General features: G+C 65.3%; 32 protein-coding genes and 1 tRNA gene. 23 read left to right on the top strand and 10 right to left on the bottom strand.

The window, feature by feature from the left end:
* Nucleotides 1-93 precede the first annotated feature (93 nt).
* A complete protein-coding gene (gene sepX, locus HPC46_RS28115; protein WP_179475451.1) occupies nt 94-1,155 on the top strand; it encodes a divisome protein SepX/GlpR in 1,062 nt (353 codons plus the stop codon).
* Nucleotides 1,156-1,206: 51 nt separating this feature from the next.
* Nucleotides 1,207-1,279 (top strand) — tRNA-Ala (locus HPC46_RS28110).
* 41 nt (nt 1,280-1,320) lie between these two features.
* On the opposite strand, the gene HPC46_RS28105 is transcribed toward HPC46_RS28110, so the two are convergent.
* The 3 genes from HPC46_RS28105 to HPC46_RS28095 all read right to left on the bottom strand — a co-directional run bounded on the left by HPC46_RS28105 (nt 1,321) and on the right by HPC46_RS28095 (nt 3,664).
* Nucleotides 1,321-2,481 (bottom strand): hypothetical protein, encoded by a 1,161-nt coding sequence (locus tag HPC46_RS28105; protein ID WP_179475464.1) that lies wholly within the window; start codon nt 2,479-2,481, stop codon nt 1,321-1,323.
* A gap of 124 nt (nt 2,482-2,605) precedes the next feature.
* Nucleotides 2,606-2,791, bottom strand: coding sequence for a hypothetical protein (locus HPC46_RS28100; RefSeq protein ID WP_179475463.1), 186 nt, complete (start codon nt 2,789-2,791; stop codon nt 2,606-2,608).
* 450 nt (nt 2,792-3,241) lie between these two features.
* Nucleotides 3,242-3,664: a PPOX class F420-dependent oxidoreductase gene (locus HPC46_RS28095; protein ID WP_179475450.1), complete on the bottom strand. Its 423-nt coding sequence runs from the start codon at nt 3,662-3,664 to the stop codon at nt 3,242-3,244.
* Nucleotides 3,665-3,735: 71 nt separating this feature from the next.
* Between HPC46_RS28095 and HPC46_RS28090 the strand changes: the two genes are divergently transcribed.
* The 9 genes from HPC46_RS28090 to HPC46_RS28055 all read left to right on the top strand — a co-directional run bounded on the left by HPC46_RS28090 (nt 3,736) and on the right by HPC46_RS28055 (nt 9,869).
* Nucleotides 3,736-4,194 (top strand): DUF5313 domain-containing protein, encoded by a 459-nt coding sequence (locus HPC46_RS28090; RefSeq protein ID WP_179475449.1) that lies wholly within the window; start codon nt 3,736-3,738, stop codon nt 4,192-4,194.
* Between the two features lie 123 nt (nt 4,195-4,317).
* Nucleotides 4,318-4,920, top strand: a complete 603-nt coding sequence (locus tag HPC46_RS28085) for a TetR/AcrR family transcriptional regulator (protein ID WP_179475448.1) — start codon at nt 4,318-4,320, stop codon at nt 4,918-4,920.
* Nucleotides 4,921-4,991: 71 nt separating this feature from the next.
* Entirely contained in the window at nt 4,992-5,639 is a 648-nt protein-coding gene (locus HPC46_RS28080; RefSeq protein ID WP_179475462.1) for a hypothetical protein, read from the top strand.
* Nucleotides 5,640-5,789: 150 nt separating this feature from the next.
* Nucleotides 5,790-7,292 (top strand): nitric oxide reductase activation protein NorD, encoded by a 1,503-nt coding sequence (locus HPC46_RS28075; RefSeq protein ID WP_218894754.1) that lies wholly within the window; start codon nt 5,790-5,792, stop codon nt 7,290-7,292.
* Nucleotides 7,289-8,074, top strand: coding sequence for a CbbQ/NirQ/NorQ/GpvN family protein (locus HPC46_RS28070; protein ID WP_179475446.1), 786 nt, complete (start codon nt 7,289-7,291; stop codon nt 8,072-8,074). Before HPC46_RS28075 ends, HPC46_RS28070 begins: the two co-directional genes overlap by 4 nt.
* Nucleotides 8,075-8,089: 15 nt before the next feature.
* Nucleotides 8,090-8,221 carry a hypothetical protein gene (locus HPC46_RS35620; RefSeq protein WP_267910030.1) on the top strand — a complete coding sequence of 44 codons (132 nt, stop codon included), beginning with the start codon at nt 8,090-8,092 and terminating at the stop codon, nt 8,219-8,221.
* Nucleotides 8,218-8,919, top strand: coding sequence for a hypothetical protein (locus HPC46_RS28065; RefSeq protein WP_179475445.1), 702 nt, complete (start codon nt 8,218-8,220; stop codon nt 8,917-8,919). The genes HPC46_RS35620 and HPC46_RS28065 overlap by 4 nt, the downstream gene beginning before the upstream one ends.
* A gap of 10 nt (nt 8,920-8,929) precedes the next feature.
* Nucleotides 8,930-9,334, top strand: coding sequence for a hypothetical protein (locus tag HPC46_RS28060; protein WP_179475444.1), 405 nt, complete (start codon nt 8,930-8,932; stop codon nt 9,332-9,334).
* A gap of 19 nt (nt 9,335-9,353) precedes the next feature.
* The gene (locus tag HPC46_RS28055) at nt 9,354-9,869 is read left to right on the top strand and encodes a GNAT family N-acetyltransferase (protein ID WP_325096801.1); all 516 of its coding nucleotides are present in this window, start codon (nt 9,354-9,356) and stop codon (nt 9,867-9,869) included.
* On the opposite strand, the gene HPC46_RS28050 is transcribed toward HPC46_RS28055, so the two are convergent.
* Complete coding sequence (locus tag HPC46_RS28050; RefSeq protein WP_179475443.1) at nt 9,852-10,517, bottom strand: glycine-rich domain-containing protein; 666 nt, start codon at nt 10,515-10,517, stop codon at nt 9,852-9,854. The two genes, HPC46_RS28055 and HPC46_RS28050, sit on opposite strands and share 18 nt — an antisense overlap.
* Nucleotides 10,518-10,649 carry a hypothetical protein gene (locus tag HPC46_RS35615; RefSeq protein ID WP_267910029.1) on the bottom strand — a complete coding sequence of 44 codons (132 nt, stop codon included), beginning with the start codon at nt 10,647-10,649 and terminating at the stop codon, nt 10,518-10,520. It lies immediately after the preceding gene.
* A gap of 185 nt (nt 10,650-10,834) precedes the next feature.
* Here HPC46_RS35615 and HPC46_RS28045 point away from each other — a divergent pair, with 185 nt between their 5' ends.
* Nucleotides 10,835-11,626: a bestrophin-like domain gene (locus tag HPC46_RS28045; RefSeq protein WP_179475442.1), complete on the top strand. Its 792-nt coding sequence runs from the start codon at nt 10,835-10,837 to the stop codon at nt 11,624-11,626.
* 18 nt (nt 11,627-11,644) lie between these two features.
* Here the strand turns inward: HPC46_RS28045 and HPC46_RS28040 are convergent, their stop codons facing one another.
* Nucleotides 11,645-12,235, bottom strand: coding sequence for a TetR/AcrR family transcriptional regulator (locus tag HPC46_RS28040; RefSeq protein ID WP_218894749.1), 591 nt, complete (start codon nt 12,233-12,235; stop codon nt 11,645-11,647).
* 155 nt (nt 12,236-12,390) lie between these two features.
* On the opposite strand from HPC46_RS28040, the gene HPC46_RS28035 reads away from it, so the two are divergent.
* Nucleotides 12,391-13,611: a cytochrome P450 gene (locus HPC46_RS28035; protein WP_179475441.1), complete on the top strand. Its 1,221-nt coding sequence runs from the start codon at nt 12,391-12,393 to the stop codon at nt 13,609-13,611.
* Here HPC46_RS28035 and HPC46_RS28030 read toward each other — a convergent pair.
* A complete protein-coding gene (locus HPC46_RS28030; RefSeq protein WP_233716786.1) occupies nt 13,598-14,062 on the bottom strand; it encodes a DUF1398 domain-containing protein in 465 nt (154 codons plus the stop codon). The genes HPC46_RS28035 and HPC46_RS28030 overlap by 14 nt on opposite strands.
* Before the next feature lie 23 nt (nt 14,063-14,085).
* Here HPC46_RS28030 and HPC46_RS28025 point away from each other — a divergent pair, with 23 nt between their 5' ends.
* Complete coding sequence (locus HPC46_RS28025) at nt 14,086-14,508, top strand: MarR family winged helix-turn-helix transcriptional regulator (RefSeq protein ID WP_179475440.1); 423 nt, start codon at nt 14,086-14,088, stop codon at nt 14,506-14,508.
* On the opposite strand, the gene HPC46_RS28020 is transcribed toward HPC46_RS28025, so the two are convergent.
* Nucleotides 14,505-15,026: a hypothetical protein gene (locus HPC46_RS28020; protein ID WP_179475458.1), complete on the bottom strand. Its 522-nt coding sequence runs from the start codon at nt 15,024-15,026 to the stop codon at nt 14,505-14,507. The genes HPC46_RS28025 and HPC46_RS28020 overlap by 4 nt on opposite strands.
* Nucleotides 15,027-15,213: 187 nt before the next feature.
* Between HPC46_RS28020 and HPC46_RS28015 the strand changes: the two genes are divergently transcribed.
* The gene (locus HPC46_RS28015) at nt 15,214-16,407 is read left to right on the top strand and encodes a histidine phosphatase family protein (RefSeq protein ID WP_179475439.1); all 1,194 of its coding nucleotides are present in this window, start codon (nt 15,214-15,216) and stop codon (nt 16,405-16,407) included.
* Between the two features lie 45 nt (nt 16,408-16,452).
* On the opposite strand, the gene HPC46_RS28010 is transcribed toward HPC46_RS28015, so the two are convergent.
* The gene (locus HPC46_RS28010; protein WP_179475438.1) at nt 16,453-17,205 is read right to left on the bottom strand and encodes an O-methyltransferase; all 753 of its coding nucleotides are present in this window, start codon (nt 17,203-17,205) and stop codon (nt 16,453-16,455) included.
* A 140-nt stretch (nt 17,206-17,345) separates the two neighbouring features.
* On the opposite strand from HPC46_RS28010, the gene HPC46_RS28005 reads away from it, so the two are divergent.
* The 8 genes from HPC46_RS28005 (at nt 17,346) to HPC46_RS27970 (ending at nt 25,820) form a co-directional block, all read left to right on the top strand.
* The gene (locus HPC46_RS28005; protein WP_325096799.1) at nt 17,346-18,089 is read left to right on the top strand and encodes a methyltransferase family protein; all 744 of its coding nucleotides are present in this window, start codon (nt 17,346-17,348) and stop codon (nt 18,087-18,089) included.
* A 17-nt stretch (nt 18,090-18,106) separates the two neighbouring features.
* Nucleotides 18,107-20,344: an MMPL family transporter gene (locus HPC46_RS28000; RefSeq protein WP_179475436.1), complete on the top strand. Its 2,238-nt coding sequence runs from the start codon at nt 18,107-18,109 to the stop codon at nt 20,342-20,344.
* A 77-nt stretch (nt 20,345-20,421) separates the two neighbouring features.
* Nucleotides 20,422-21,480, top strand: coding sequence for a type III polyketide synthase (locus HPC46_RS27995; protein WP_179475457.1), 1,059 nt, complete (start codon nt 20,422-20,424; stop codon nt 21,478-21,480).
* Nucleotides 21,480-21,989, top strand: a complete 510-nt coding sequence (locus HPC46_RS27990) for an isoprenylcysteine carboxyl methyltransferase family protein (protein ID WP_179475435.1) — start codon at nt 21,480-21,482, stop codon at nt 21,987-21,989. Before HPC46_RS27995 ends, HPC46_RS27990 begins: the two co-directional genes overlap by 1 nt.
* Complete coding sequence (locus tag HPC46_RS27985) at nt 21,986-23,002, top strand: NAD(P)/FAD-dependent oxidoreductase (protein WP_179475434.1); 1,017 nt, start codon at nt 21,986-21,988, stop codon at nt 23,000-23,002. Before HPC46_RS27990 ends, HPC46_RS27985 begins: the two co-directional genes overlap by 4 nt.
* A 20-nt stretch (nt 23,003-23,022) precedes the next feature.
* Nucleotides 23,023-23,886 (top strand): SDR family NAD(P)-dependent oxidoreductase, encoded by an 864-nt coding sequence (locus HPC46_RS27980; protein ID WP_179475433.1) that lies wholly within the window; start codon nt 23,023-23,025, stop codon nt 23,884-23,886.
* 64 nt (nt 23,887-23,950) lie between these two features.
* The gene (locus HPC46_RS27975) at nt 23,951-24,997 is read left to right on the top strand and encodes an acetyltransferase Pat (protein WP_179475432.1); all 1,047 of its coding nucleotides are present in this window, start codon (nt 23,951-23,953) and stop codon (nt 24,995-24,997) included.
* A 1-nt stretch (nt 24,998) separates the two neighbouring features.
* On the top strand, nt 24,999-25,820 hold the full coding sequence (locus HPC46_RS27970) for a shikimate 5-dehydrogenase (protein ID WP_179475431.1): 822 nt from the start codon (nt 24,999-25,001) through the stop codon (nt 25,818-25,820).
* Here the strand turns inward: HPC46_RS27970 and HPC46_RS27965 are convergent.
* Nucleotides 25,817-26,337 (bottom strand): HNH endonuclease signature motif containing protein (locus HPC46_RS27965; protein ID WP_179475430.1); only part of this gene is annotated, 521 nt, incomplete at its 5' end. The genes HPC46_RS27970 and HPC46_RS27965 overlap by 4 nt on opposite strands.

Below are 26,337 nucleotides of genomic sequence, written 5' to 3'. Positions count from 1 at the left end.
TGGGCTAATTACACGTGTGTAATTGACCTCGGCGCGCCGTCACGGGTTGCGTAGGTCACGGACCTAGCCTGGACGGGAAAGGAGCAGGCCATCATGCCAAGCATCCCCCAGTCATTGCTCTGGATCTCGCTCGTGGTGCTTTGGTTGTTCGTGCTGGTTCCCATGCTCATCAGCAAGCGCGACAACGTCCGCCGCACCAGCGACGTCGCGCTTGCGACCCGGGTGCTCAACGGTGGCGCGAGGGCGCGATTCAGGCGCAGCGGACCGTCGGCGGGCCACCGGCACGACCCGGACTGGCAGCCCCAGGACGACGACCAGTTCGACGAGGTGGACGCGGAGGACGGAGCCGGCGAGGCCGTACCCTCCCGCACTCGCTCGGTGGTGGTGGTCGCCGCGGTGGTCGAAGAGTCCGAGCCTGACTATCTCGACGTCGACGTGGTCGACGAGGATTCCGGCGCGCTGCCCGTCGGCGGTACCGCCCGCGTCGCCGCGCCGCAGCCGACCCTGTTCGACGAAGCCCCCGCAGAGCCCGAGGTGTCGGCGGTCGACGAGCAGGACGAGGCCGAGCGTGAGGCCGAGGCGGTGGCAGAAGGAGAAGCCACCGACACGTTCCAGGCGATCGCCGACGACGAGCCGCAGGACGGCACCGCCGACGAATACGAAACCGTCGAGGACACTTCGGGTCTGGAAGCCGAGGAAGAGCCGGCGACGACGGTGACGCCGCGGGCCAACCGGCCGCGGCGAGCGGAGACGACGGCCGCGGCCGTCGTCGCGCGCAAGTACCGCTTCCGCAAGCGGATGCTGATGGCGATGGCCGCGATCATGGTGATCACCGCAGTGCTCTCGTTCACCGTCAGCCCCGATCTGTGGTGGGCATGCGGCGGGGCCGGTGCGGTGACGGTGCTGTACCTGGCTTATCTGCGCCGCCAGACGCGGATCGAGGAGCAGGTGCGCCGACGCCGCCAGCAGCGGATGGCGCGCTCGCGACTCGGCGTGGAGAACACCGAGGACCGCCAGTACGACGTCGTGCCCTCGCGGCTGCGCCGACCCGGCGCGGCGGTGCTGGACATCGACGACGAGGACCCGATCTTCGAGCACCTGGACGAGGTCGCGTTCGCCCGCCACTTCGACCTGCCGCGGGCGGCCGGTCAGTAGGTCACCGGTTTCGGCTGGGCGGGCTTCGGCTGGTAACCTGCCAGAGACCAAGGGGCTATAGCGCAGTTGGTAGCGCGTCTCGTTCGCATCGAGAAGGTCAGGGGTTCGATTCCCCTTAGCTCCACTTTGTTTTGACACATCTGACGTTCCCTGATCGAACCCGGGCTACGCCACCATTCGGTTGCCGATCTGCCGCTGGCGCAGGGCAATCCGTGCTCGCCAGTCGTCGCTGCTGATCGCGTTCTGGGTGAAATAAGGCAATCTGGACGGTACCGCGTCGATGTCGACGACTTCGGCGGTGGGACCGTCGGCTTCGGTGAGTGCACGTGCCGTCCGTTGCCAGCGAAACTGCAGGTAGCCGCGTCGATGGCCGAGTGTCTCCACCCAGTTCGTCACCCCTGGATTGTCGTGGGCCACGACGATCCGGATCATCCCGTCGGGATCGACCTGCGCTTGAGTTCCGTTCAGCGAGGTCTGGTGATTGATGTAGTCCAACGAGATGTACCACGGGCTGCCGAGTTGGAAGCCGACGTAGGGGGCGCCGGAGGGCGGCAGTGTGATCACCATGGCCTGCCCGGGGTCAAGGTCGAAATGGCCGACCGAGGAGTACTGGGTGGCAAGTCCGCCGGGCGTGAGCCGTGGCGCGACGAGCGTGTTGACTTCGACGTTGAGGTAGAACCACTGGGGAAACGCCAACCATGTCCTGATCCGTTTGATGAGTTGTTTGCCGGCTGCCGCGTACCGACTGTGCATCAGCTGGGGAGTCGGCGGGCTCGGTGCTGTACCCGTGGTGTCAGTACGTGTGATGGCCAATGTGCCGCGCTGGGCCGACCAGTCGTTGTAAACCTCGCGGATGACGAGCTGGGCGTCGCTGCGGGGGGTGAAGCTCCATTCGAAGCTGCCATCGGCAGCGATGTCGAGTTCGCGGTCGTCGAAGGCGATCTGGTTGTCGGGAACGTTGTCGTCGGTGTACTCACCGCCGAGCAACTGAAAACTCAGATCGGTTGTGGTGCCACGGGTCCCGGTCACCACATACTCATGGCCTGCGCGTAGCGAGGTACCGAAGTACAGGGTGTCGGGATTGTCCAGGGCCATCTTCGTGAACGGTCCGGTACCGGAGTGCAGGAACGGATGGTCGCGTTGGTAATCGAATACGAGGCGTGTGCACGCCGCTACGCAGCCGGCCAAGTACTGCAAGCCTTCGAGCAGATCGATTTCGTTCTGCACGTGCGGCGCCTCGCGAACCAGCCGCTCGGCCACGGCGATGCTGTCCACGAATTCCTGTACGTACGCCACGAAACCTCCAGTGGTCCAATAATGGAACATATCGGTCGGTATTTCGAATAAAATATGCATCGCTGCAGCCTGGCTGTCAACGGTGTCGGTCGTATCCCGTTGTCCGCCAGGCGCGATCCTGGGTGCGCACTGATCTCGTAGGCGGACTGCAGTTTCAGGACGTCCGGCGCAACCGCTCAACGTCATGCACAACGCAGCCCACCCGATCGGCAGCCTCCACGGGCGACAATTCCGGATTGAGCAGGATCTGTAGTTCTGCCGCCGTGAACGTCGGCTCGACGTCCCACGGGGCCTCGTCCCACCCGGCGTCACTGAAGCCGGAAAACAGCTCGTCGCGCATGGGTAGCCTCACGAATAGGGGAGTAGGTCTGAACATTTCGTCATCGAAACGCAACGGAGTAGTTGCCTCAACGTTTCGGCGGGCGGCATCGCAATCGCCGGATGGTGCTCTGTCCGATGATACCGGCGCACGGCCCCGCTCGCTCAAATCTGCGCCGCACTGCACCCTGGGATCTGGGATGTCAATCTGAAACACCGTGAACTGGAATATATTTCACGCCAAGTCACGACGGGGCCGGGGGAGGCCGACAACTTGGCAGGGCTCGGATCCCGTGTGAAATCCCCCAGGATGGAAGGGCTCGGACAACGCTAGGGGGATAGAGCGGCCCGAGCCCTTCGCTCCTGACCGGTCTTGGGGGGATGGGTCAGGCATCGCAAATGTAGCTTCCGCTGGCTGCTCGACGCAACAAAAATTAAAGAACTGCAATGTTTTTCGGTAACAACGAGGTGCTCAATCGGCGACGTTGAATCCCGCGATGACCTTTGTCGGGGTGATCCGCACGACCAGCTCGCCGGGCACGCCGTTTCGACGCCCGTACTGCTCGGCGCGGTCGGCACCGACGTAGCGGGCCGCGATCCGGGTCGCGGTATCCAGCAGTTCGTCGGGGTCTTCTGACGTGGCGGCGATCCCCTGCACCTGAACAAACGAGAACGGGGGATGTTGATCGTCGACACAGACCACGACGCGTGGGTCGCGGCTCAGCGCTCGCCCCTTGGCGGCCTGCTTGCCGGTGTTGAAGACCAACTGGTTGCCCTCGACGATGAACCACACGGGCGCAACGAGTGGCCTGCCGTCTGCGGCGACGTATCCCAGCTTGGCCGTACGGGTGCCCTCGGATAGGAAATCGATCACATCTTCGGTGAGTTCGTCCATGTCATCGAGGCTAGGCGTCGACGCCCACGTCAGCGGCGCGAAATACGGCATCGGGGGCGAGTAGGGTGCCTATGGGGGTGCCCGACCAAGGAGGAGCTACGTCCGCCACCCGGCCTGACTTTCTTCAATTCATCGGCTACGCGTATGGCTTTCGACGGTTGCCGGCGTCCATGCGTGACTGGGTTGCCAACGATCTCGCGGGACCGGGCAGTGTCCGACGATTCATGATCAGGATGGCGATACCGCCGATCTTCATTCTGGCACCGTTCTGGTTCTTCCCCGTCGAACAGGACGCCCTGTATGTGCACTCGACCATGACCGTGCCGATCTACCTCTGGGCACTGGCCATCTCGCTGGCGCTCAACAAAGTGTGGCGGCGGCACCGGCTCGCTGCGCACGGTCTGGATCCCGATCTCGTCGACGTTCTCAAGCGTCAGAAGAACGCGTGGGTCGACGAGGACTACATCGCCCGGTTCGGTCCGCGGCCGCATGAGGCCCTCCACCAGAAGAACAGCAATCCGTTCTTCTGAGCCGGCGCGTCACCCTGCTGTGAGTCGGACAGTCTCCGGCCGTGAACTCGGCGCTTGCGCGGGTGACTCAAGTCAGCAAACGATGCGCCGTGTGATCGCGGCGGCACCCGATATTCTTGGACCATGTCGGTGGTAGACAAACCGTCCGCGCGCGAGACCAAACGTCTCCAGACCCGCGAGCGGCTGATGGGTGCGGCGATAGCCGAGTTCAAGCGGTCAGGGATCGCGGCGGCCGACGTCGGGGCCATCGTGACCGCCGCCGGGGTCGCACATGGGACATTCTTCTTCCATTTCCCGACAAAGGAACACGTGCTGCTGGAGTTGGAGCGCCGCGAAGAAGAACGCATCGCCAAGCAATTCGCCCGCTACCTGGCGGATTCGGAGCACGACCTCGCCTCGACGCTCAATGAGGCTGTTCGCCTGGTGCTGGGACTGGAGCGCAGGCTCGGCGCGGCGTTGTTCAAAGACTTTCTAGCGCTGCACTTTTCGCAGACCCGACCGACGGATGAGAGCAAAGAACACCCGGTGGTCGTCGCAGTCGCCGGAGAGATCGAGCGGCTTCAGCGGCGCGGTCAGGTCGATTCCGCGGTGATTCCGATCAACAGCGCGGTCTTCTTTTTGTTGGGCCTCTATGCGCTGCTCACGACCACCCACGACTGGCCGGCACAGAGCGCGATGATCGACGACTACGTGACCAGGACCCTGTGCAGTATTGAGTCACGCTAGTTTTACTGACTATAGTCAGTTTTGTGAGCCTGGCTTCGTCCCTACCTACTGGCGGCGGACTCGATGAGCACATGGCGGAGTCCCGGCTGGCGCAGCGGCAAGCCGATCGCTGGCTGATCTCCGGCAGCATCCTCATCGGCTCGGCCGCCCTCGGTGTCTTCGGCCTGCCGTTGTTCCTGCGCGGGGTGTGGCTATTGCGACGGGCCCAACGCCGTGGGCTGACGGTGCGGCCGATGCTGGTCACGCTGCTCGGATACCTCGTGATCATCGACGCTGCGATCAACGCCGTCGGCTGGTCGCTGGACATGGTCGGCAACCACACACTGCTGGCCCGGGTGCTGCTGACCGGCTGGGGCAACATGTTCGACGCCGGCTACTTCTGGCACTTCAACGAACTGTGGATCGGCGGTGCGGCCGGGCCGGGGGAGAAGGGCTGGGAGGTCGGGCTCATTCTCACCGTGTTCACGATGCGCATCGCGGCTGCGATCGGGTTTTTGCAGATGAAGCGGTGGGGTCATCAGTGGATGATCGTGACCTGCTGGATGGGCGTGGTGATCTGGTGCGGCTATGTGTTCAACATGACGATGTATGCCGATGTCCGCTATGCCGGTGTGGTGTTGCCGGTGATCGGCTGGTGGCTCTACGACATTTTCTACATCACACCGTTTCTCGCGATCCCGTATCTGCACACGGTCAACCGCGAAATCTTCTCCGACTGAAAGGGGCAGTTGATGGGATACCTCTGGGAGATCCTTCGATACGTGGGCGCGTGGGGCGGCACGATTCTGATCATCGCCTTCTGGTACTGGCTGTTCTCGAACATCGGCACCTTCTGATCCGCCGTGGCTGAACCCTCCGATACCCGCGCGATGGCGCTCGAGCGCAGCTGTGCCGTCACCGCGGTCGCGCTGAGCGAGCAACGCCGAGAAGGTGTTCGGCTGGTCACGGGCCAACACCGATCCTTCGGGCTGAACGCGGCGCTGGCCTACATCCACGTTCCGTACCCGGCCATCGTCGGCGACTGGACTCGCCGGACCATCACATGCGCTGTCGCGCTGCAGTGTTCGCCGTCAAAGGAGCGGATCACCGAGTATCGGCTCCATGAACTGTCCACCCGCGAGCTGCGTGCGCTCACGCTGGTCGAGGCCGGTGTGGCGGTCGGCTGGATCGCGTCACGCTGGCCGGGGCTGCTCCCCGAGCTGCGGCGAGCGCTGCCTGACCTGGAGATCCTGGCGGGCGACACCGAGGCCGAGGAGATGCTTCACCGGGCGATCACCCTGGCACGCGACGAGAAACAGCTGAGCATCGACCCGCTGTTGGGCACGCTACCGTTGGCGCACACCGCGCCAAAGGCGCTGGGCGACAGGCTACGCCGAACGTTCGGGCGCATGCCGTGGACGACGACGCAGAAGCGTACGCCCCAGCCATATTCGGTACCGGTCGGCGGCGACGGCGGCGTCCGCAACTCCAATCTCCCACCACCGAGCCGCCCGCAGGACAACGATCTGGACATCACGCCGGATCACCGCCCGGGCATTCCCTACCCGGAATGGAATGCGTGGACGAAGAAGTTCATGCCCGATCACGTTGCGGTGCTGGAGTATCCCCATGCTCACACCCGCGAGAGCGGATCGAGTCCCGTCGACCTGCGCAAGTGGTTCGAGGAACACACCCATCGGGCCATGAAGAGCCGCCTCGAAGACGGTTCGGACATCGATGTCGAACAGTACGTCGGCCACTACGTCGAGATGGCCACCGGCAAGGCGGCCGAACCGCGGATCTTCCGTGAGTTGCTGCCGGTCTGCCGAGATGTCACCACCGCGCTGCTCCTCGACGGCAGTTCGTCGTTGGGCACCCACGGCGGCCGCGTCTTCCGGTTGGAACTCGCCTGTGCTGACGCCCTGTCGCGGGCGATGAAATTCGCGAGGGAACGCCACGGCGTGTTCGTCTTCACCGGCAACACCAGGCACCGCGTCGAAGTGCGCTGCCTCAAGGATTTCGACGATGCGAGGTTCGCTCCGCCCAGCAAGCTCGGCTTGGAAACCGGCGGCTACACGCGGCTCGGTGCACCGTTGCGGCACTTGACGAGCCGGCTGTTGGCGCAGCCCTCGGAGCGGCGACTGCTCCTCGTCATCGGCGACGGCCTGATCTCCGACGAAGGTTACGAGGGCCGCTACGCCTGGGCCGACACCGCCCACGCCGTCGAGGAAGCCAACGATGCAGGGGTGTCGGTCTACTACGTCGGCGTCGGGCCCACCCGGGTCGACCCACTGCCGGAGGTCTTCGGACCCCGCCGCTCCCAACGCATCCGGCGAGTCGACGAACTCCCGCGGGTGCTGGCACACGTGCATCGAGAGTTGGTGTCGATATGACAGAGACCTATCTCGCCCTCGGCAATGAGGTCAAGCTGTTCGAACAGGCGTTCCGCCAACGTATCCCGGTCATGCTGACCGGCCCGACGGGATGCGGAAAGACTCGGCTGGTTGAGCATATGGGTCTGCTGCTGGGCCGGCCGGTCGTCACGATCAGCTGCCACGACGACCTCACCAGCTCAGACCTTGTCGGCCGGTTCATGGTGACCGGTGGCGACGTCGTGTGGACGGACGGCCCACTCACCCGCGCGGTGAAGGACGGTGCGATCTGCTATCTGGACGAGGTTGTCGAAGCCCGCCACGATTCGCTCGCGGTGCTGCACTCGCTGACCGATCATCGACGGACCCTCTATCTGGACCGGGCTGCTGAGGTGGTTTGGGCGCCAGCGGAATTCATGCTGGTGTGTTCGTACAACCCCGCCTACCGCAGCTCGCTCAAGGAACTCAAACCCTCATTCCGGCAACGCTTCGCGACGCTGCCGATGGAGTATCTGCCGCCGGAACGCGAAGCGCAGGTGGTGGTCGCCGAGACGGGGGTCGCACTGGCGACCGCCCGGCGACTGGTCGGGTGCGCGGTCGCGATTCGCACTGCCGACGAGGCGTTTCACTTCGAACCGCCGTCGACACGGGTGCTGGTCACCGCAGCGCAGTTGATCACCGCCGGCGCAGGCGAACTGGAGGCTGCCGACGCGTGCATTCTGGCCCCGCTGAGCACCGACGGTGCGATCAGCGACGGGCTGCGTGAAGTGGCGGCAGCCTGTTTGGCTGCCGCGGATCTCTAGGAAAGGTGGACTGACGTGGTCGATCAGAAAGAACGAAAGCGTAAGCGGGCGCTCATCATCCTGCAGGTTGTCATTTACGGATACCTGCTGGCGATGTTTGGAATCCAGCTCTACATGTCGTTCACCCGCGGCTGGTGGGATTTGTGACCGCGTCGTCGGTCGGCCGCACCGAGGGCTCGGTCGGCCTCGAGGATCACCACGAGCAGTCGCGGCTGGCGCAGCGTCGTGCTGACAAGTGGATGATCGTGGGTGCCGCCCTGATGGGGATGTGGGCGCCCGGACTGATCGGGTTTCCGATCTTCATGCGCGGGGTGTGGCTGCAACGCCAGGCACTGCGGGCGGGACTGTCGGTCCGCCCGATGATCGTCACGCTGATCGGCTATCTCGTTCTGATCGACGGTGCGCTCAACAGCCTGGGCTGGGCACTGGACCTCGTCGCCAATCACACCCTGATCAACCGGGTGTTGATGGTGGGCTGGGGTGCGATGTTCGATGCCGGCTACTTCTGGCATTACAACGAACTGTGGATCGGTGGCGCGGCGGGTCCGGGTGAAAAGGCTTGGGTCGCCGGCCTGATCCTCACGGTGTTCGCCATGCGCTGCGCCGCTGCGATCGGGTTTTTGCAGATGAAGCGGTGGGGTCATCAGTGGATGATCGTGACCTGCTGGATGGGCGTGGTGATCTGGTGCGGCTATGTGTTCAACATGACGATGTATGCCGATGTCCGCTATGCCGGTGTGGTGTTGCCGGTGATCGGCTGGTGGCTCTACGACATTTTCTACATCACACCGTTTCTCGCGATCCCGTATCTGCACACGGTCAACCGCGAAATCTTCTCCGACTGAAGGGATTCCCGTGACTACCACCGAAGAGAAGATCGAGGATCTCCCGCCGGGCACCACCCCGTACTACGCGCGGATGCACAAGTGGATCAAACGCGCAGTCCTGGTGTGTCTGGTCGCGCTGGTCGTCGAGGGCGCGTTCACCCTGCCGTTCATGGCGGTGTACTACGGGTATCCGACGCTGAGCCTCACCGAGATCTGCAGTGAGCTGCTGAAGGTGCGCTATTCCGATGACAGATTGGAGTGCAAGTACCCCTACCCGCCATTGGGTCCGCCCGAAGGAGCGGCGGGCAAGGCCACCGCCCAGGACCAGTGGGGCATTCAGCCGATCCCGAAATACCACCGGATCGGGTTCCGTGAATTGGTCCGTATTCACGACGAACGGCTCGCGCGACAAGCTCAACAGGCGGAGCACTGATCCGACGTAGGGTGCGAAGGTGGTCGAAGTCCGCGAGGGCACAGCCGATGATGCGCTGGCGATGGCGCAAGCACACGTCCGGTCTTGGCGGGCCGGCTACCGCGATCTCATCGCGGCGGACTACCTCGACGGGTTGCGTCCCGAGGAGTGGGCGGCTCGGTACAGCTTCGACCCAGAGCGCAGCGGGCGCCATACCCTCGTTGCGGTTGACGGGGACACGATATGCGGGCATGTCACCTTCGGACGATCACGGGACGACGACTTGGCCGGAAGCGGCGAGGTGTGGGCGCTGTATGTCGACCCAGCACGGTGGGGCGCCGGCATCGGCCTTGCGCTCATCGATGCCGCGTGCGCTCGGTTGAGCAGGGCCGGTCACGAACATGCCTTTCTCTGGGTGCTGTCCACCAACGCCCGGGCTCGCCGGTTCTACGAAGGGACGGGCTGGCGCGCTGACGGATCCGGACGAACCGATGTCATCGGCGGTACCCCCGTCGACGAGGTCAGGTACGTCACCGCGTTAGAGCGCCACCCGTAATACTCCGGACCGCACGAGGGCTCGGATCACGCCGACTTTCTCGTCGTCGCTGAGGCCACCTGGCAGTTCGCGGACGAAGAAGTCGCGGGTCCGGGCAATGAACGCAAGGGCGTCGGCGGCTAGTGCGTTGACCGAAAGCACCGAAGCTCCAGTGTCGTCGATCAATCGGACAGTGGCGTCTTCCACACTCACGGTGAGGATTCCGGTACCACCATTGATGACGCGTCGGGACGGGACGACGCTGGCGTCGTCGTACCAGACGGAAGGCAACGGCTGCCCGAACAGCTCCTCGTAGCGCTGCTGAAACTCGTTGAAGGAGGCGGCTTTCAGCAGCGGTCCCTCGGTGCGATCGTCGGCGGCCGGTGAATGGTGCAGGTACTCACCGAAGTAGCGGTGGCCGAAATCGGTGTATTCGGCAGTGAACAGGATGAATGTGTGCCACGCCGCATCGACCATCGACGAATGCATACCGAACGACACCTCCGGAGTCGCCGCGCAGAGCACCAGGTATCGCTTGGCCTCGGTGAAGAGCTGTTCGGCCGCTGCCGGGGTCTCAGCGACGCGATCGGCGAGCAGCCGGTCGATGACGTAAGGCGCGGTGAACGCGAGTGCGCCTTCGAGCCGGCCGTCCAGCGTCGTCGCCGGCATCTACCGAGTCCGGGCGAAGCACAGCGCGTTGTGGGCCTTGTTCGAGCACATCTGGCCGGCGGCACGGCCATTGCTGGTGATGGTGAGTCGGCCGACGTTCACGGTCTCATGAGTGGCTTGCGAGTTGTCCATGTCAGTCTCCTTCTTCGATGCTGGGCGGACCGTCGCCGCCCGGTATTGCATCAGTGTTGCTCGCGTCACACACCCCGGCTATCCGCCGGTCGGACCGTCCATGGGGTGAATCGGCTGTCCACCGACCGGTGGACCCCATAGAGTCGGAACGCAGGTGTAGACGCATATCCGCGGGGGAGTCGCCGATGAGTGGATGGATTGTGAGCCACATCCCGCCGGGGCTGCTGCTCGTCGGTCTGATAGTCGCGATCACCGGTGGAGCGATGCTGCTCGTCACGGCGGTTCGCCGGTGGTTCCCAGCGCTGACCCGCGACGAACACAATGACGTCACCAAGTTCACCTACAGTTTCATCGGCTTCATCTATGCCTTCCTGATCGGTTTCGTCGTGTCGTCGATGTGGGGTCAGATCAGCACCGCCGACGCGAACGCTCGGGCCGAGGGGGCGGCGGCGGTCGAAATGGCCAGGAATGTCGATGTTTTCGAGAAGGCGGATGCCGATCGCATACGGCAGGCTCTGATCGGATACGAGAAGGCGGCCATCGCCGAGTGGGACAGCGGCCTTGGCACCCGTTCACCGGAGGCCGATGCCGCGCTGGCCCGGTTATCGGCGGCCTACCATGAAGTCAACGCGACGACGGACAGCCAGAAGAGTCTCTTGGCGACGTCATATGCCAACCTGGACAAGGTAAGTCAGGCGCGCACTGTCCGATTGTTGACCGCCCGCGAAGACACCGGGCCGCCGTGGCCATTGTGGGCGGTCATCTTCCTGACCAGCGCCATGGTCGTGGGCACTGTCGTCATCTACGGGGTGGAGAAGGCCGGGATGCATTACCCGATGGTGGCGATCGTCGGCTTGATCGTCGCGACGAATCTGTTCCTCATCCTCGAGTTGTCCCATCCGTTCATCGGCGGCATCTCGACGACGAATGATCCGTTGTACGAGGTTGTTTCGGTCCTCACCGGACCTACCCGCTAGGCCGACCGGAAGCCTGATCTATACCGTCGCGTGCTTTGTGGTCTGGGTGGCGGTCCTGTCGAACGCGGGCGCGACAAAGCGCTCCAGTACCTCTCGCTCGTCACGAACATTCGCGATGGGCGAGTAGGCCAGCGAGACGACGATACGCACGATCCATTGCGCCGCTTGCGGATCGTCGTCGGTGATTCCGGTGAGTTCGGCGGCAAGGTGAGCGAGCACCGGGGAGGAGTGCAGTTCTTTGACGTCCGGCAGGTTGCCCGCACTGAACATCAGGCGGCGCAGCGGGTCGGAACGGATCTGCTGCAGCGCCACGGTGATCGCGGCGATCACCCGTTCCGAACCGCTGAGCCCGTCGACGGCCCGGCGGACCTTGTCGATGATGGCCGCCGCCAGTCGCGTCAGAACGGCGTCTCGGATCGCAGCCTTGCCGCCGGCATGGCGATAGACCGTTGCCCGCGAGCAGTGGACCTTCGCGGCCAGAGTGTCGATGTCGAGGGCGTCCAGACCGTCGCGGATGACGAGTTCGGTGGCCGCCGCGTAGATGCGATCCGCCGCTGCTGCCGACCGATCGCCGCCGACCACCCAATCGCCGCGAACCACGGAGGTCATCTTCTCAAGATTGAGACAGTGCTGGCTAGAGCTCACACTATTTACCCAGCTAGACCGCATCGCGTGAGACGACTACTACGTCCATTAGGGGAGCAGAGTCGCGACTTTCCCGGCCACGATTGACGCGGTGCATGCCCGCGGCCCAGCGTAAAGACATGACATCGGCTGATCGCGGTCTCGGCCTCGCCCTGTTCGAGGATCGGTACATCCAGGATCCGCGCGAGCTGTATGGACAGATGCACCAGGCCGGCCATGTGCACCGCATCGGGGACTCGGGCTTTTACGCCGTGAGTAGCTGGGCGGCAGTCAACGAGGCGGTCGCCCGCAGCGGCGACTTCTCCTCCAACCTGACGGCCACGATGATGTATGAGCCGGGCGGCGCCGTGACACCTTTCAGGATCGGCGAACTCGGCGGAGAAATGCAGGTGCTGGCGACCGCTGACGAGCCCGACCACTCGGTGCACCGCAAGCTTCTGCTGCCGCAGTTGGCTGCCAAGCGCATTCGGGCTGCTGAGCCGTTTGTGGCCGATACCGCGGCGCGACTGTGGGAGGCCAACGCAGGAGGCGGTGGCATCGAGTGGATGGGCGCGATGGCCAACCGCCTGCCGATGATGGTCGTCGGCCGGATCATCGGGGTACCCGACGCCGATATCGACACGCTCATCGACTGGGGCTACGCCGCGACCCAGGTGGTCGAGGGTTTGGTGACCGAAGCTCAACTGGCAACGGCGGGTATCGCGGTGATGGAGCTCAGCGCCTACATCACCGAACAGTTCGGCCGGGCGGCCGCGGAGCCGCGCGACGACTTGCTCGGCGACCTCGCCACGGCATGTGCGACCAACGAGTTGAGCACCGTGGCGGCGCAGGCGATGATGATCATCTTGTTCAGCGCAGGCGGAGAGTCCACGGCCTCGCTGATCGGTTCGGCCGCATACCTTCTCGCGACACACGACGACATCCAGCGACAGCTCCGGGAGCGGCCCGACCTACTCGGCGCGTTCCTGGAAGAGGTACTGCGGTACGAGCCGCCGTTTCGGGGGCACTATCGCCACGTCGTTCACGACACCGAACTGCTCGGTGCCGAACTCGAAGCCGGATCGCGGCTGCTCCTGCTGTGGGGCGCGGCGAACCGAGACCCGGCCCACTTCGGCGATCCCGACGAATTCCGGCTCGACAGGACAGCGGGCAAGGGCCACATCAGTTTCGGTAAGGGGGCGCACTTCTGCATCGGAGCGGCACTCGCCCGTCTGGAGGCCCGAATCGTCATCGGTCAACTGCTCGAACGCACCTCGACGATCGATGCCGCCGAGATCGGCCGGTGGTTACCGAGCCTGCTGGTGCGACGGCTCGAGCGGCTGCATCTCAGCGTCTCCTGAGTGGAATCTCCACTGCCGCATACTTTTCGACATACGATTGACCGTCGACCCCGAAGTAGGTGCAGGTGCGGTCGTCGAGCGCCACCACCCAGCGGACGACGCCTGCTCGCCACGCCGCGGCGGCGAATTCCCCGAAGGTGCTCTGTCCGGCCTGATCGGCGCGCAGCGCCGTGACGAGGGCGGCGCGATCGAACGACGGCACCTCGGCCATGCCGTGGAGCAGGGGAGCGTGCTGAACGACGACGGGGCCAAGATCGGTCTCGTAGCAGCTATGCATCGCAGGCAGCCACCAGGTGTTGGTCCGGACGCCGGCCCGGCGCAGTATTTCTGCGAGCTGGGGAAAAGCCTGTGTGGGAGGCTGATTGGCCGTGGCATCGCGCAGTGCAGTCTCCAGATTCTGCACCGCGGGGTTTGCGGGTATCATGACAATATCAAACCGTAATGACAACATGTTGTCAAAATAGAGGGGTGTCGATGGCCGACGAGATGGCGCTGCTGGTCGCCGACATCTACGAACTTGCCGGTCTGCTGCGACGGTCGGGAGAGGCGATGGCGGCGCGCGAAGGACAGACGCAGGCCCGCTGGCAATTCCTCAGCGTGATCTCCGATGACGCGCTGACCGTGTCGCAGGCGGCTCGCCGGCTCGGCGTGACGAGACAGGCCGTGCAACGGGTCGCCAACGAGCTTGTCGGCGAGGGTCTGGTTGATGTTGGCGCCAACCCCGATCACCAGACCTCGCCGCTGTTGACTCTGACCGACCACGGCCGCGGCGTCCTGGCGCGCATCAGCAAGCTCGCCGCCGTCGACAACAACCGGCTCGTCCGGGCGGTGGGCGCCGACATGGTGCACACCACCCGCCGCGGCGTGCGGCAATTGATTGCGACGCTCAGGGGTTAGCGCCCGCCGCCGACTTCGGCCGGCAGCGGCGGCCCGAGCGGCGTCGTCGACGTCGGGGTGGTGCTGGTCGGTGCGGTCGATGTCGTCGGGGCTGACGACGACGTCGTCGAGGACTGCGATGTCTGCGGGCCGTGGAAGTCCACCCACGACTCTTTGCGGATCACACCACCGCCGGAGCTGACCACCAGCGAACTCGAGCTGACCGTGTAGGTGATGCCGTCGTTGATCGCGGTGTACGAACCGCCGCCCCCGCCGGAGGCCGGCAGAATCAGCTTCGCGCCGTCGCGTACCCGCACGCCGCGGTACTCGTATCCGCTGGACGTCTTGCAGATCGCCACCCGCGAGCTGTCGGTGCTGCCGAAGAGGACGGCGGTATCCGAACAGCGCGCTGTCGAGTCGACATAACCCTGCGAATCGAAGGAGGGGGCGGCGCCGGCCTGAGGCAGTGCGGTCAGGAGCAAAGCGGCACATGCCGCGGCCGCCGCAACACCGGCGGCGCGGATCGCGTGAGAAGGCATCGCCATCCACGACACCACGGCCGCTGCGGTCGGGCGACTGTCGAAACCGAGAATCCACGCGATCGTTAGTTTTCTGAGACCCGGGCCAGGGCGTTTGTAGACAGATTTGCATTTGTGTACTGTGACCGAGCGCACAGTCAGGGTGTCTGGGCGTTGTACCACCGTTGGGGATCAGATGGAGTTTGGGATGCGAGATCGTGCTCTGAAAGTGCTTGCGACGGTCCTCTCGGCCGTCGCCCTGTTCCTGGTTTCAGCGTTGCCCGCCTGGGCCGCCGACTCGATCACCCTCACCTGGGTGCGCCACGGCGAGTCCTACGGCAACGTCGCCGGTGCCGGGATCGACACGAAGGTGCCCGGGCCTGAGCTGACTGAGCTCGGCGAGCAGCAGGCCGAAGCCATCGCGCAGCAGCTCAAGGACGGTGGCTACGACAGCATCTACGTCTCGGACATGATTCGCACCCACCAGACCGCCGCCCCGTTGGAGGCCCTGCTGTCGATGAACGGAATCGAAGAGGGTGGTTTCCGGGAGATCAGTGCAGGCATCTTCGAGGGATCGCCGATCGACAGCGGCCTGGGCCGCATCGGCTACTTCCTGATCCCGGTGGCCTGGACGCTCGGGTTGCGCAGCCTGCCAATTCCGCTCGGCGAGAACGGAAACGAGTTCGAGGCGCGGGTCAACGGTGCGCTCGCCAGCGTCATCGCAGCAGGCGACACCGACCCGGTGATCTTCTCGCACGGCGCGACGATCATGGTCTGGACGATGATGAACGTCGACAATCCGGACGTCATGCTGATGCTCACGCACCCGCTCGGTAACACCGCAGTCGTCGTCGTCACCGGCAACCAGGAGGACGGCTGGATGCTGCAGAGCTGGGATGGTGTTGTGGTGAGCCAGAATCCGGGGCTCGGCGGCAAGATGTTCGTCAACCTCCGCAACCTGGTGGTGGCGCCGCAGACCGCGGTCTACAACGTCGTCCAGGCCGTCAAGTCCCGCGACCTGAACCAGATCGTGGCAGCCGTTCGTGATGGAGTCGTCAACGTCGCCAAGGCCGGCGTGGAGTTCGTGCGGGCCTCGGTGACCGACATCGCCCAGGCGATCCGCGGCGCGCTCCCGGGCGCGGCGGCGGCCAAACCCGCTGCCACCAAGGTCAAGTCGGCCGCAGCCGCCGTCGAGACGACCGCCAACGGTGCGACGGATCTGACCGACGGAAACAAGGCCGAACCCGGCAAGGCCAGTGCTGCCGCGAGCCGGCGTGCCGGCTCGTCCCAGGCGGCGTCGGATGAAGACGGCCAGAGCGCGACGACCGGAACGGCAGACGGGGGAGCCAAGAAGGGCACCGGCTCGAGCCGGCGGGCCAGCGCGGATAAAGCGGCCGCCTGACATAGGGATTGAGGTCCCCCTCCGGTTCGGAGGGGGACCCCCATGTCAGCCCAGGTATTGCGACTCGAGCACGAGGTCCGGGAGCAGATTCTGATACTCCACGTGACTGCGGTGTTCGATTGTCTGCCAAACCCGGCCCTGCTGCTCACGCATGTAGCGGCGGTACTTTGGAGCGCCGGGAAAGCCCACATTGTCAGCCACGACGACGGCGCCCTGTCGCAGCCAGCCGCGATCGAGGATGCTCAGCAGATCAGCGAGGTAGGCGTTTTTGTTGTGATCGATGAACAGGAAATCCAGTGTGCCTGAGTCGAATCCGTACTCATCACACAGAGTGTCGAGGGTCGTTCCACCGTCGCCGATCGTACCCACCACGCACGTGATGCGATCTTGAACGCCAGCGTGTGCCCAAATACGCCGGGCCACTGCCGCATTCGCTGCTGCCAGCTCTACCGAGAAAATCCGGGCCTTTGGTGCGGCGCGAGCGATCCGCAGTGCGCCGTAGCCACAATAGGTGCCCAGCTCGAGCACCAGTTGCGGATCTGCGCGCCGGATCGCGGCGTCGAGGAGTCGGCCCTTCTCGTCGCCGACATTCACCAGAAACGCCTTCGCGTACGCGTACTCGTCGATGGTGGCCAGTACGTCGTCGATGTCGCCCCGGCGGGCGTTGGCCTCGACGTAGTCGGCCGCTTCCGCCTCCCGCCCGTCACCGACCTGACCGGTTCTGTTGAAATTACGGATACCGATGCCGGTGCGGACCACCGACCATCGCAGGAGTGGAAAACGCTGGCCAAGCTTCATCTCCCCACGCTACGTTGTGCTCGGGAGTGCCACTGAAGAGGGATTGTGTGCGGGCAGATTCGTCACCGCCGGCCGCCCGGGGACGCGGCGGCCGGATACTCGTAGCGATCGGCTACGGCGTCTTTTGTCACGCTGCTTTCGTGTTGGGTGTCGGCGCGATGATGGCCGCGATGTACTTCGGGATGAGCCGCTCACTGGGCACTCTGTCTGCCCCGTGGAGCTGGATCGCCAACGCTGCGCTACTGGCCCAGTTCCCTGTCGCCCACTCGCTGCTGCTCACCGGGCGGGGCCGGGCACTGGTCAACCGGCTCGGCCCGGGTGGCACCGGCACGACGCTGGCGCCCACCACGTTCGTCGCCATCGCGTCCCTTCAGGTGCTCGCCCTCTTTGCGCTGTGGTCACCCTCGGGAACGATCTGGTGGCAAGCGCACGGCGCGGCGCTCGTTGTTCTCTGTGTGCTGTACGGGTGCTCGTGGCTACTGCTCGGCAAAGCCATGTTCGACGCCGGCCTCTCGGTTCAGGTGGGCACCCTGGGGTGGGTCACCTTGTTGCGTGGACAACGACTCATCTACCCGAAGATGCCGACGACAGGACTATTTCGGCTGATGCGCCAGCCGATCTACGTCGCCTTCACGCTGACGGTGTGGACCGTCCCGACCTGGACGCCCGACCAATTGGCCGTGGCTGCCACTTTTACCGCATATTGCCTGGTAGCGCCCCTTTTCAAGGAGGCTCGGTACCGCCGGATACATGGTGCGGCATTCGACAACTATGCGAGCAGGGTGCCTTATTGGTTACCGTGGCCGGGTAGGCCACGAAGTCCTTCGGGGAGGCATTGTGAACCTGCTGCTGGTCGGGTACGTATCAGCAGAAGGCAGGGCTGAAACCGAAGGACAGATCATTGCTGCGAGCGACCGCCCGGCTAGCCATTGCCGCGCCACGACGGGTGGTCGCCGTCGCCATCCTCTTCATGGTGGCGATCGGCATCTTCGGCGTACCCGTCGCCAAGCATCTGTCCCCGAGTGGGTTCGCTGACCCGGACTCGCAGTCGTCGCGGGCCTCCGAGTTGCTCACCGACAAATTCGGCCAGGGCGACGTCCAATTTCTGGTGATCGTCACCGCGGGTGATCGGTTCGACAGCCCGTCGGCGCGCACGGCCGCCCTCGACGTCATCGACCAGATGAAGCGTTCCGGCCACGTCATCGGGATCACGTCGGCATGGACGTCCCCGCCACAGGCGGCGACCGCACTGGTCAGCCGGGACGAGAAGACGGGCCTCATCACGGCCGGGATCGTCGGCAACGAGAGCGACCAACAGACGTACGCCAAGGACCTGTCCGACCGGATCACCCGCGACCGCGACGGCATCGTCGTGCGCACCGGCGGCACGGCGATGGTGAACCTGCAGGTCACCGAGCAGTCACAGCATGACCTGCTGTTGATGGAGTCCATCGCTATCCCACTCAGCTTCCTGGTGCTGGTGTGGGTGTTCGGTGGTGTGTTCGCCGCCGCGCTGCCCGTCGCGGTCGGGTTGGTGGCGATCCTCGGCGCCCTGGCCGTCCTGCGAGTGACGACCTTCTTCACCGACGTCTCGATCTTCGCCTTGAACCTCACGACCGCCATGGGGCTCGCGCTGGCGATCGACTACACCCTGCTGATGATCAGCCGCTATCGCGACGAACTGGCCGAGGGGACGGACCGCGATGAGGCGCTGATGCGCACCATGTTGACGGCGGGACGCACGGTGTTGTTCTCGGCCACCACCGTCGCGCTGTCGATGGGCGCCATGGTGCTGTTCCCGATGCACTTCCTGAAATCGTTCGCCTACGCCGGAGTCGCGACCGTCGCCTTCGCGGCGCTGGCCGCGATCGTGATCACGCCTGCCGCGATCAGCATGATGGGCGATCGGCTCGACTCGCTCGACGTCCGCCGGCTGTGCCGCCGCGTCCTCGGACGCGCCGAACCGGCTTTACGGCCCATCGAACAACAATTCTGGTACCGGTCAACGAAATTCGTGATGAAGCGCGCAATCCCGATCGGGCTGGCCGGCGTGGTGGTGCTGGTGATCCTCGGTGCACCCTTCCTCGGAGTGCGCCCCGGATTTCCCGACGACCGGGTGCTTCCGTCCTCTGCGTCGGCCCACCAGGTGGGTGACCGGCTGCGCGGCGACTTCACCAATAATTCCGAAACCGCCGTCCCCATCCTCATCCCCGACGCCACCGGCCTGTCCGACGCCCAGATCGCCCGGTACGCCGCCGACCTGTCCCGGGTGGCGGACGTCACGGCGGTATCCGCGCCGATGGGGGCCTACGTGGGCGGCGACGTCGTAGGCCCACCGTCGGCGCCGGCCGGCCTGGCAGCGGGCAGTGCACTGCTCACGGTGGAGAGCACCGCTCCGCTGTTCTCGGACCGGTCCTCCGACCAGCTCGACCGGCTGCACGCGGTTCCTACGCCCGGCAACAGGACGGTCGAGTTCGCCGGAACCGCGCAGACCAACTCCGACAGCGTCGACGCCATCACCTCACGGTTGCCCGCCGTGCTGGGGTTGATCGCGGTGATCATGCTGGTACTGCTGTTCCTGCTGACCGGCAGCGTGGTGCTACCGCTGAAAGCCCTGGTGCTCAACGTGCTGTCGTTGACGGCCGCGTTCGGCGCGATGGTGTGGATATTCCAGGACGGCCACCTCGGCGCCCTCGGCACGACCTCGACTGGGACCCTCGTCGCAAACATGCCAGTCTTGTTGTTCTGCATAGCTTTTGGGCTCTCGATGGACTACGAGGTGTTCCTGGTGTCGCGGATCAGGGAGTTCTGGCTCGCCTCACCGCAAGGTGGGGTCGCCGACAACGACGAGAGCGTCGCGCTCGGTGTCGCGCACACCGGCCGGGTGATCACCGCCGCGGCGTTGATCATGGCGATCTCGTTCGCCGCCCTGATCGCCGCCCACGTGTCCTTCATGCGAATGTTCGGGCTCGGTCTGGCACTGGCGGTAATTGCCGATGCGACATTGGTGCGCCTGGTGCTGGTGCCGGCATTCATGCACGTCATGGGCCGATGGAACTGGTGGGCGCCCAGACCGCTGGCCTGGATGCACCAGAGGGTAGGCATCCGAGAGGGCGGCCCGGCGCGGCATACTGGTTGACGTAGTAGTCAGAGGGGGTCGCAGTGAAGGTTGGTGAACCAGTGGATGCCGGTTCTCGTGTTCAAGACATGCGTCCGATCAGTGTCATCGCCGGTGTGCGAGGCGAATTGCCAGCGCACCGCTACAGTCAGGCCGAGGTCACCGAGGCATTCCTGACGATCGGCGGCTACGGCGAATACGAGGAGATCCTTCGCAAGCTGCATCGCAGCGCCAAGGTCGATAATCGGCACTTCGTCCTGCCGCTGGACCAGTACCCGGCGCTGAAGGACTTCGGCGAGGCCAACGATCTGTTCATCGAGAACGCTGTGGAGCTCGGCTCGGCCGCCATCGCCGGTGCTCTCGAGGAAGCCGGCCTGACACCTGCGGACGTCGACCTGGTCGTTTCGACCACCGTGACCGGTGTCGCCGCGCCGTCCATCGAGGCCCGGATCGCCGGCCGGCTGGGTATGCGGCCCGATGTCCGCCGGGTGCCGATGTTCGGGCTGGGCTGTGTGGCCGGCGCGGCCGGGGTGGCCCGGCTGCACGACTACCTGCGCGGGGATCCCGACGGCGTTGCGGTACTGGTGTCGGTGGAGTTGTGTTCGATGACCTATACCGCGAACAAGCCCACGTTGCCCGGCCTGGTCGGCAGCGCGCTGTTCGCCGATGGCGCGGCGGCGGTCGTGGCAGTCGGTGAGCGGCGGGCCGCAAAGATCAACGCCAGCGGGCCCGACGTGATCGACTCGCGCAGCCACCTGTACCCAGATTCGTTGCGCACCATGGGCTGGGACGTCGGAGCGGACGGCCTCGAGCTCGTGCTGTCCGCCGATCTACCCGAGGTGATCGAGCGCTACCTGCCCGCCGATGTCGACGAATTCCTTGGCGCACATAGCCTTACGCTCTCCGACATCGGCACGTGGGTGTGCCACCCTGGTGGCCCGAAGATCATCGAGGCCATCGTGAACAGTCTCGAGCTGCCGGACGAGGCGCTGGAACTGACCTGGCGGTCGTTGGCCGATATCGGCAACATCTCCTCGTCGTCGGTGTTGCACGTATTGCGTGACACCATCGCCAAGCGTCCGTCCGCCGGACCGAGCGTGATGATGGCCATGGGTCCCGGGTTCTGCTCGGAACTGGTGCTGCTGCGCTGGCACTGATGACTTGGTACGTATTGCTGGTCGCCGCGGTCGCGGTCGAACGGGTCGCTGAACTCGTCGTCGCTCGACGAAACCTGGCCTGGAGCAAGGCGCAGGGCGGCGTCGAATTCGGCGCGAGCCACTACCCGGTGATGGTGGTCCTGCATACCGGGCTGCTCGTCGGCGCTTTGGTGGAGGTCATCGGTCTGCACCGGCCGTTCCTGCCTGCACTGGGCTGGCCCATGCTCGCGATAGTCGTTGCCGCCCAAGGCCTGCGGTGGTGGTGCATCACCACCCTCGGCCAGCAGTGGAACACCCGGGTCGTCGTCATTCCCGGTGCGCAGCGGGTGGTCGGCGGGCCGTATCGCTTCTTCAGCCACCCCAACTACGTCGCGGTCATCGCCGAGGGGATCGCGCTGCCGCTGGTGCACACCGGTTGGATCACCGCGCTGGTTTTCACCGTGCTCAACGCCGCACTGCTGCGGACCCGCATTCGCACCGAAAACGCCGCTCTGGCAAGCCTGTCGTGATCGATCTCCTGGTCGCGGGAGGCGGGCCGGCCGGACTGGTCACCGCCTTGCATGCCGCGCGCGCCGGGCTGAGCGTGACCGTCGTCGAACGGCGTCGCCCGCCGATCGACAAGGCGTGCGGTGAAGGAATGATGCCCTATACGGTGCAGCAACTGGACAAGCTCGGAATCACGTTGCCCGGTAAACCATTTCGGGGTATCACGTATCTGGACTCCACGCATACCGTCGACGCCCCATTCCGCGCCGGTCCCGGGTTCGGGGTGCGGCGCACCGCCCTGCACAGCGCCCTGATGGATGCGGTCGGCGCGGCCGGTGTCGAGGTGGTCACCGCGCATGTCGGATCGATCTCCCAGGACACGGATTCGGTTCAGTGCGCCGGATTTCGCGCGCGGTATCTGGCCGCGGCCGACGGGTTGCACTCACCGATCCGGCGCTCTCTGGGCCTGGCCCGGCCCAGCCGCGGGTCACGCCGGTGGGGACTGCGGCGACACGTCCGCACCGCGCCGTGGAGTGACCGGGTCGAGGTGTACTGGGGTGACGGTGCCGAGGCCTACGTCACACCGGTTGCCGACGACTGCGTTGGCATCGCGATCCTGACGGCGCGGCAGGGCTCGTTCGAGAGCCGCCTGGCCGAGTTCGGTGCGCTCAGTGAGCGCGTCAACGGTCACCCGCACGGACCCGAGCGGGCCGCCGGGCCGCTGCGCCAACGGGTGGCGGGCCGCACGGCGGGACGCGTCCTGCTGGTGGGCGATGCGGCGGGCTACGTCGACGCTTTGACCGGTGAGGGGCTCGGCATCGCCTTCGGCGGTGCCGAGTTGTTGGTGAATTGTGTTCTCGCCGACCGCCCGCAGGCCTACGACCGGCAATGGCGCAAGATGTCGCGGCGCTACCGGCTGCTGACGGCGGGTCTGCTGCATGCTGTCGAGTTCGGCCCGACCCGGTCGTCGATCATGCCGGCGGCGGCGGCGTTACCGAGCGGCTTCACCAGGATTGTGAACCTGCTCGCGTACTGACCGGCGTAGGCTGCGCCGCTATGAGCAACGGCCCGCATGGTGTCGCACACATCCCGGGCATACCGGACTGGAATCGCCTGCTGGACGGACGTGTTGCGGTGGTGACCGGCGGTGGCGACGGCATCGGCGGGGCGATCGCGACACTGTTCGCCGCGCACGGCGCCGCCGTCGAGGTCGTCGAAATCGATCCCGTCCGCGCCGAACGGATCAGCGCCGAGGTGGCTGCCGCCGGCGGTGCGATCCGCAGCCACGTCGCCGACGTCACCGTCGACGACGATGTCGTCCGCGTCGCCGATGCGGTGTTGGCCGAACACGGGCGGGTGGACGTGTTGGTCAATAACGTCGGGGACTACCGGCCGATGGTGGCCTTCGAGGAGTCGACGCCGCAGAGCTGGCAGCGGATGTACGACATCAATCTGCGGCATGTGTTCTCGGTCACCCGGGCATTCGTCCCGGGCATGATTGAGGCGGGCAGCGGCAGTATCGTCAACGTCCATTCCGTTGAAGGCATGCGGGGTTTCCCGCGCGATCCGGTGTATGGCGCGATGAAAGCGGCTGTCGCACACTTCACGACGTGCCTCGCGGTCGACCTGGGCCGGCACGGTATCCGGGTCAACGGCATCGGGACGGATCTCACCCAGACCCCGCAAGTGGACTACCTGACCGGTTACGAGGACGTCGAACACCTGTGGAAATCCTGGGCGCCGGTGGGCCGGGTCGGCCGGCCGGAGGATCAGGCGCGGGTCGCGCTGTTCCTGGCGTCGGAGGTGTCGGGGTTCGTCACCGGACACAACATTCCCGTCGATGGCGGGACGAAAGCCGGTGGCGGCTGGCTATTTTCACCGCGTGCCGGGCGGTTCGTCAACCGGTCGAAGCACCTCTAGTGCAAAACGCTCCGGGTGGTTGTCGCCCCTCGGTAACCTCGGAGTTGATGACTACGGAGGTCGTATGACGGCGGACGGCGGCGAAAGCGGCCTGACGTCGGCACTCGGCGCGACACCAGAGTTGATCACCGTGCGCGCCGACGGGCTGGCGCAGATGGAGGTGTTCGACGGGTGCCCGCCGGAACTGCTGCGCCCGCTTGCCGCGCACCTGCAGCCGTTGCAGGCGTCGGTGGGCCAGGTCTTGACCCGCCAGGGGGACCGGGCGGTGTCGTTCCTGCTCATCCAATCCGGCCGAGCCGAAGTGCGTCATGTCGGCGAGGACGGCGAGGTCGTACTCGGTGAGGTTTCCGCAGGCATGATCGTCGGGGAGATCGCGCTGTTGCGGAACAGGCCCCGATCGGCCACGGTCACGGTCACCGAACCCCTGACGGCCTACATCGGCGACCACGCTGCGTTCGCGATGCTGGCCGATCTGCCGGGTATCAGCGAGCGGATGGTGCGTACGGCCCGGCAACGGCTGGCAGCGTTCGTCACCCCCATCCCGGTGGTGGTCAAGGACGGCACCGAGCTGATGTTGCGCCCGGCGCTGCCCGGCGACAGCGAACGCACCGCGAACGGTCCTATCGAGTTCTCCACCGAAACGCTGTACCGCCGGTTCATGTCGATGCGCGCACCCAACATGGCGCTGATGAACTACCTGTTCCAGGTCGACTACGTCAACCATTTCGTCTGGGTTCTCGTCGATGGAGCGGACGGACCGGTGGTCGCCGACGTCCGCTTCGTTCGCGACGAAGCGGATCCTTCGCTGGCCGAGATCGCGTTCATCGTCGGTGATGCCTATCAGGGCCGCGGCATCGGGAACTTCTTGATGGACGCTCTGACCATCGCCGCGCAGGTCGGGGGAGTGACGCGGTTCTCCGCGCGGGTCCTGTCCGACAATCTGCCGATGCGGACGATTCTCGACCGCTTTGGCGCGCACTGGGAGCGGGAGGAGCCGGGAGTGGTGCTGACCGTATTCGACGTGCCGGAAACTGATGCACTGCACATTGATCCGGCGCTGGCTGACGAAATCCGGGCAACCGTGCGGCAAGTGCTGCGGGCAAGGGGTTGAGATGGCCAAACCCGCGCTGAACAAGGACACTCGCCTGTGCATATCGCTGGCGGCCAGACCCAGCAACATCGGCACCCGCTTCCACAACTATCTCTACGAGCAGCTCGGCCTGGATTTCATCTACAAGGCCTGCACCACAACGGATATCGCCGCCGCGATCGGCGGGGTGCGGGCATTGGGCATCCGTGGGTGTTCGGTGTCGATGCCGTTCAAGCAGGACGTGCTGGCGCTGGTGGATCACGTGGAGATGTCGGCCCGCGCGATCAACGCCGTCAATACGATAGTCAACGACGACGGTGTGCTGACGGCAGCCAATACCGACTACACGGCCGTGCAGCGGTTGATCACGGAGCACGGATTGGACCCCCATGCGGCGGTGCTGATCCGCGGCAGTGGCGGGATGGCGAGCGCGGTGGCAACGGCGTTCCGGGACAGCGGATTCAACAACGGCACGATTGTCGCCAGGAACGCCGACAGCGGTCTCGGGCTGGCGGAGCGGTTGGGCTACGAGTGGCGAAGCGAGGTAGGTGATCTCCGTGCTCCGGTGATCGTCAACGTGACGCCGATCGGGATGGCGGACGGACCCGAGGAGCACGAACCGGCGTACGGCGACGTGGTGATAGCCGCTGCGCAAACGGTTTTCGACGTCGTCGCGGTACCATCGGAGACGCCGTTGATCGTTGCGGCGCGGGCAGCCGGTAAGCGCGTCATCACTGGGGCCGAGGTCATCGCCCTGCAGGCGGCCGAACAGTTCGAGCGCTACACCGGTGCCCGGCCGAGCGCGCAGCAGGTCGCCGACGCATCGGAGTTCTCACGGGCTTAATCGCTCTCGAAGTCTTTGGGGAGTAGTCGTTCTGGGTGGTGGTAGTCGTTGGTGCCGCCGCGTAGGGGGACGTCGGGTGGTGGGCTCCAGTGGGTTTGGCCGTCGGGGAGTTGGTGGGTTTCCCAGCCGTGGTTTTCGATCAGCAGGTTGTCGCATGTGCAGGCCAGGGTGAGGTGGTCGATGTCGGTGGTGCCGCCGTGTTTCCAGTCTTGTGTGGCGTGGTGGACTTGGCTGTTGTAGCCGTTGACGGTGCAGCCGGGTGCGGTGCAGCCCCGGTATTTGGCCAGCAGCATGATCCGCTGATCAGCCGACGCCAGCCGCTTGGACCGGCCCAGCCACAGTGATTGGCCGGTGATGCCGTCGAACACCGCCAGATACTTGTTCGCGGGGGCGTTCATCTGGATCAGATCCGAGATCGGGATCAACGTCCCACCGCCGGTCACCGCGTGGCCGGCACCGGCCTGGAGGTCTTGCAGGGTGGTGGTCACGATCATCGTGACCGGTAAGCCGTTGTGCT

Source organism: Mycolicibacterium vinylchloridicum (genome assembly GCF_013404075.1).
Classification (GTDB): Bacteria; Actinomycetota; Actinomycetes; order Mycobacteriales; family Mycobacteriaceae; genus Mycobacterium; species Mycobacterium vinylchloridicum.
The sequence above is the reverse complement of the archived record's forward strand: the minus strand, read 5'-3'. Positions and strand labels throughout refer to the sequence as shown.

Excerpts from the sequence above, each read along its gene's own strand:
- HPC46_RS28100 (WP_179475463.1), bottom strand. The coding sequence starts at position 2,791 with ATGCGCGACGAGCTGTTTTCCGGCTTCAGTGACGCCGGGTGGGACGAG.
- HPC46_RS28030 (WP_233716786.1), bottom strand. The coding sequence starts at position 14,062 with ATGTTGTCATTACGGTTTGATATTGTCATGATACCCGCAAACCCCGCG.
- HPC46_RS27970 (WP_179475431.1), top strand. The coding sequence starts at position 24,999 with ATGGCCAAACCCGCGCTGAACAAGGACACTCGCCTGTGCATATCGCTG.
- HPC46_RS27975 (WP_179475432.1), top strand. The coding sequence starts at position 23,951 with ATGACGGCGGACGGCGGCGAAAGCGGCCTGACGTCGGCACTCGGCGCG.
- HPC46_RS28050 (WP_179475443.1), bottom strand. The coding sequence starts at position 10,517 with ATGCCGGCGACGACGCTGGACGGCCGGCTCGAAGGCGCACTCGCGTTC.
- HPC46_RS28025 (WP_179475440.1), top strand. The coding sequence starts at position 14,086 with ATGGCCGACGAGATGGCGCTGCTGGTCGCCGACATCTACGAACTTGCC.
- HPC46_RS28095 (WP_179475450.1), bottom strand. The coding sequence starts at position 3,664 with ATGGACGAACTCACCGAAGATGTGATCGATTTCCTATCCGAGGGCACC.
- HPC46_RS28090 (WP_179475449.1), top strand. The coding sequence starts at position 3,736 with ATGGGGGTGCCCGACCAAGGAGGAGCTACGTCCGCCACCCGGCCTGAC.
- HPC46_RS35615 (WP_267910029.1), bottom strand. The coding sequence starts at position 10,649 with ATGGACAACTCGCAAGCCACTCATGAGACCGTGAACGTCGGCCGACTC.
- sepX (WP_179475451.1), top strand. The coding sequence starts at position 94 with ATGCCAAGCATCCCCCAGTCATTGCTCTGGATCTCGCTCGTGGTGCTT.
- HPC46_RS28010 (WP_179475438.1), bottom strand. The coding sequence starts at position 17,205 with ATGAAGCTTGGCCAGCGTTTTCCACTCCTGCGATGGTCGGTGGTCCGC.
- HPC46_RS28080 (WP_179475462.1), top strand. The coding sequence starts at position 4,992 with ATGGCGGAGTCCCGGCTGGCGCAGCGGCAAGCCGATCGCTGGCTGATC.
- HPC46_RS28075 (WP_218894754.1), top strand. The coding sequence starts at position 5,790 with ATGGCGCTCGAGCGCAGCTGTGCCGTCACCGCGGTCGCGCTGAGCGAG.
- HPC46_RS27980 (WP_179475433.1), top strand. The coding sequence starts at position 23,023 with ATGAGCAACGGCCCGCATGGTGTCGCACACATCCCGGGCATACCGGAC.
- HPC46_RS28045 (WP_179475442.1), top strand. The coding sequence starts at position 10,835 with ATGAGTGGATGGATTGTGAGCCACATCCCGCCGGGGCTGCTGCTCGTC.
- HPC46_RS28020 (WP_179475458.1), bottom strand. The coding sequence starts at position 15,026 with ATGCCTTCTCACGCGATCCGCGCCGCCGGTGTTGCGGCGGCCGCGGCA.
- HPC46_RS28040 (WP_218894749.1), bottom strand. The coding sequence starts at position 12,235 with ATGACCTCCGTGGTTCGCGGCGATTGGGTGGTCGGCGGCGATCGGTCG.
- HPC46_RS28105 (WP_179475464.1), bottom strand. The coding sequence starts at position 2,481 with ATGTTCCATTATTGGACCACTGGAGGTTTCGTGGCGTACGTACAGGAA.
- HPC46_RS27990 (WP_179475435.1), top strand. The coding sequence starts at position 21,480 with ATGACTTGGTACGTATTGCTGGTCGCCGCGGTCGCGGTCGAACGGGTC.
- HPC46_RS28085 (WP_179475448.1), top strand. The coding sequence starts at position 4,318 with ATGTCGGTGGTAGACAAACCGTCCGCGCGCGAGACCAAACGTCTCCAG.
- HPC46_RS28070 (WP_179475446.1), top strand. The coding sequence starts at position 7,289 with ATGACAGAGACCTATCTCGCCCTCGGCAATGAGGTCAAGCTGTTCGAA.
- HPC46_RS28015 (WP_179475439.1), top strand. The coding sequence starts at position 15,214 with ATGCGAGATCGTGCTCTGAAAGTGCTTGCGACGGTCCTCTCGGCCGTC.
- HPC46_RS28035 (WP_179475441.1), top strand. The coding sequence starts at position 12,391 with ATGACATCGGCTGATCGCGGTCTCGGCCTCGCCCTGTTCGAGGATCGG.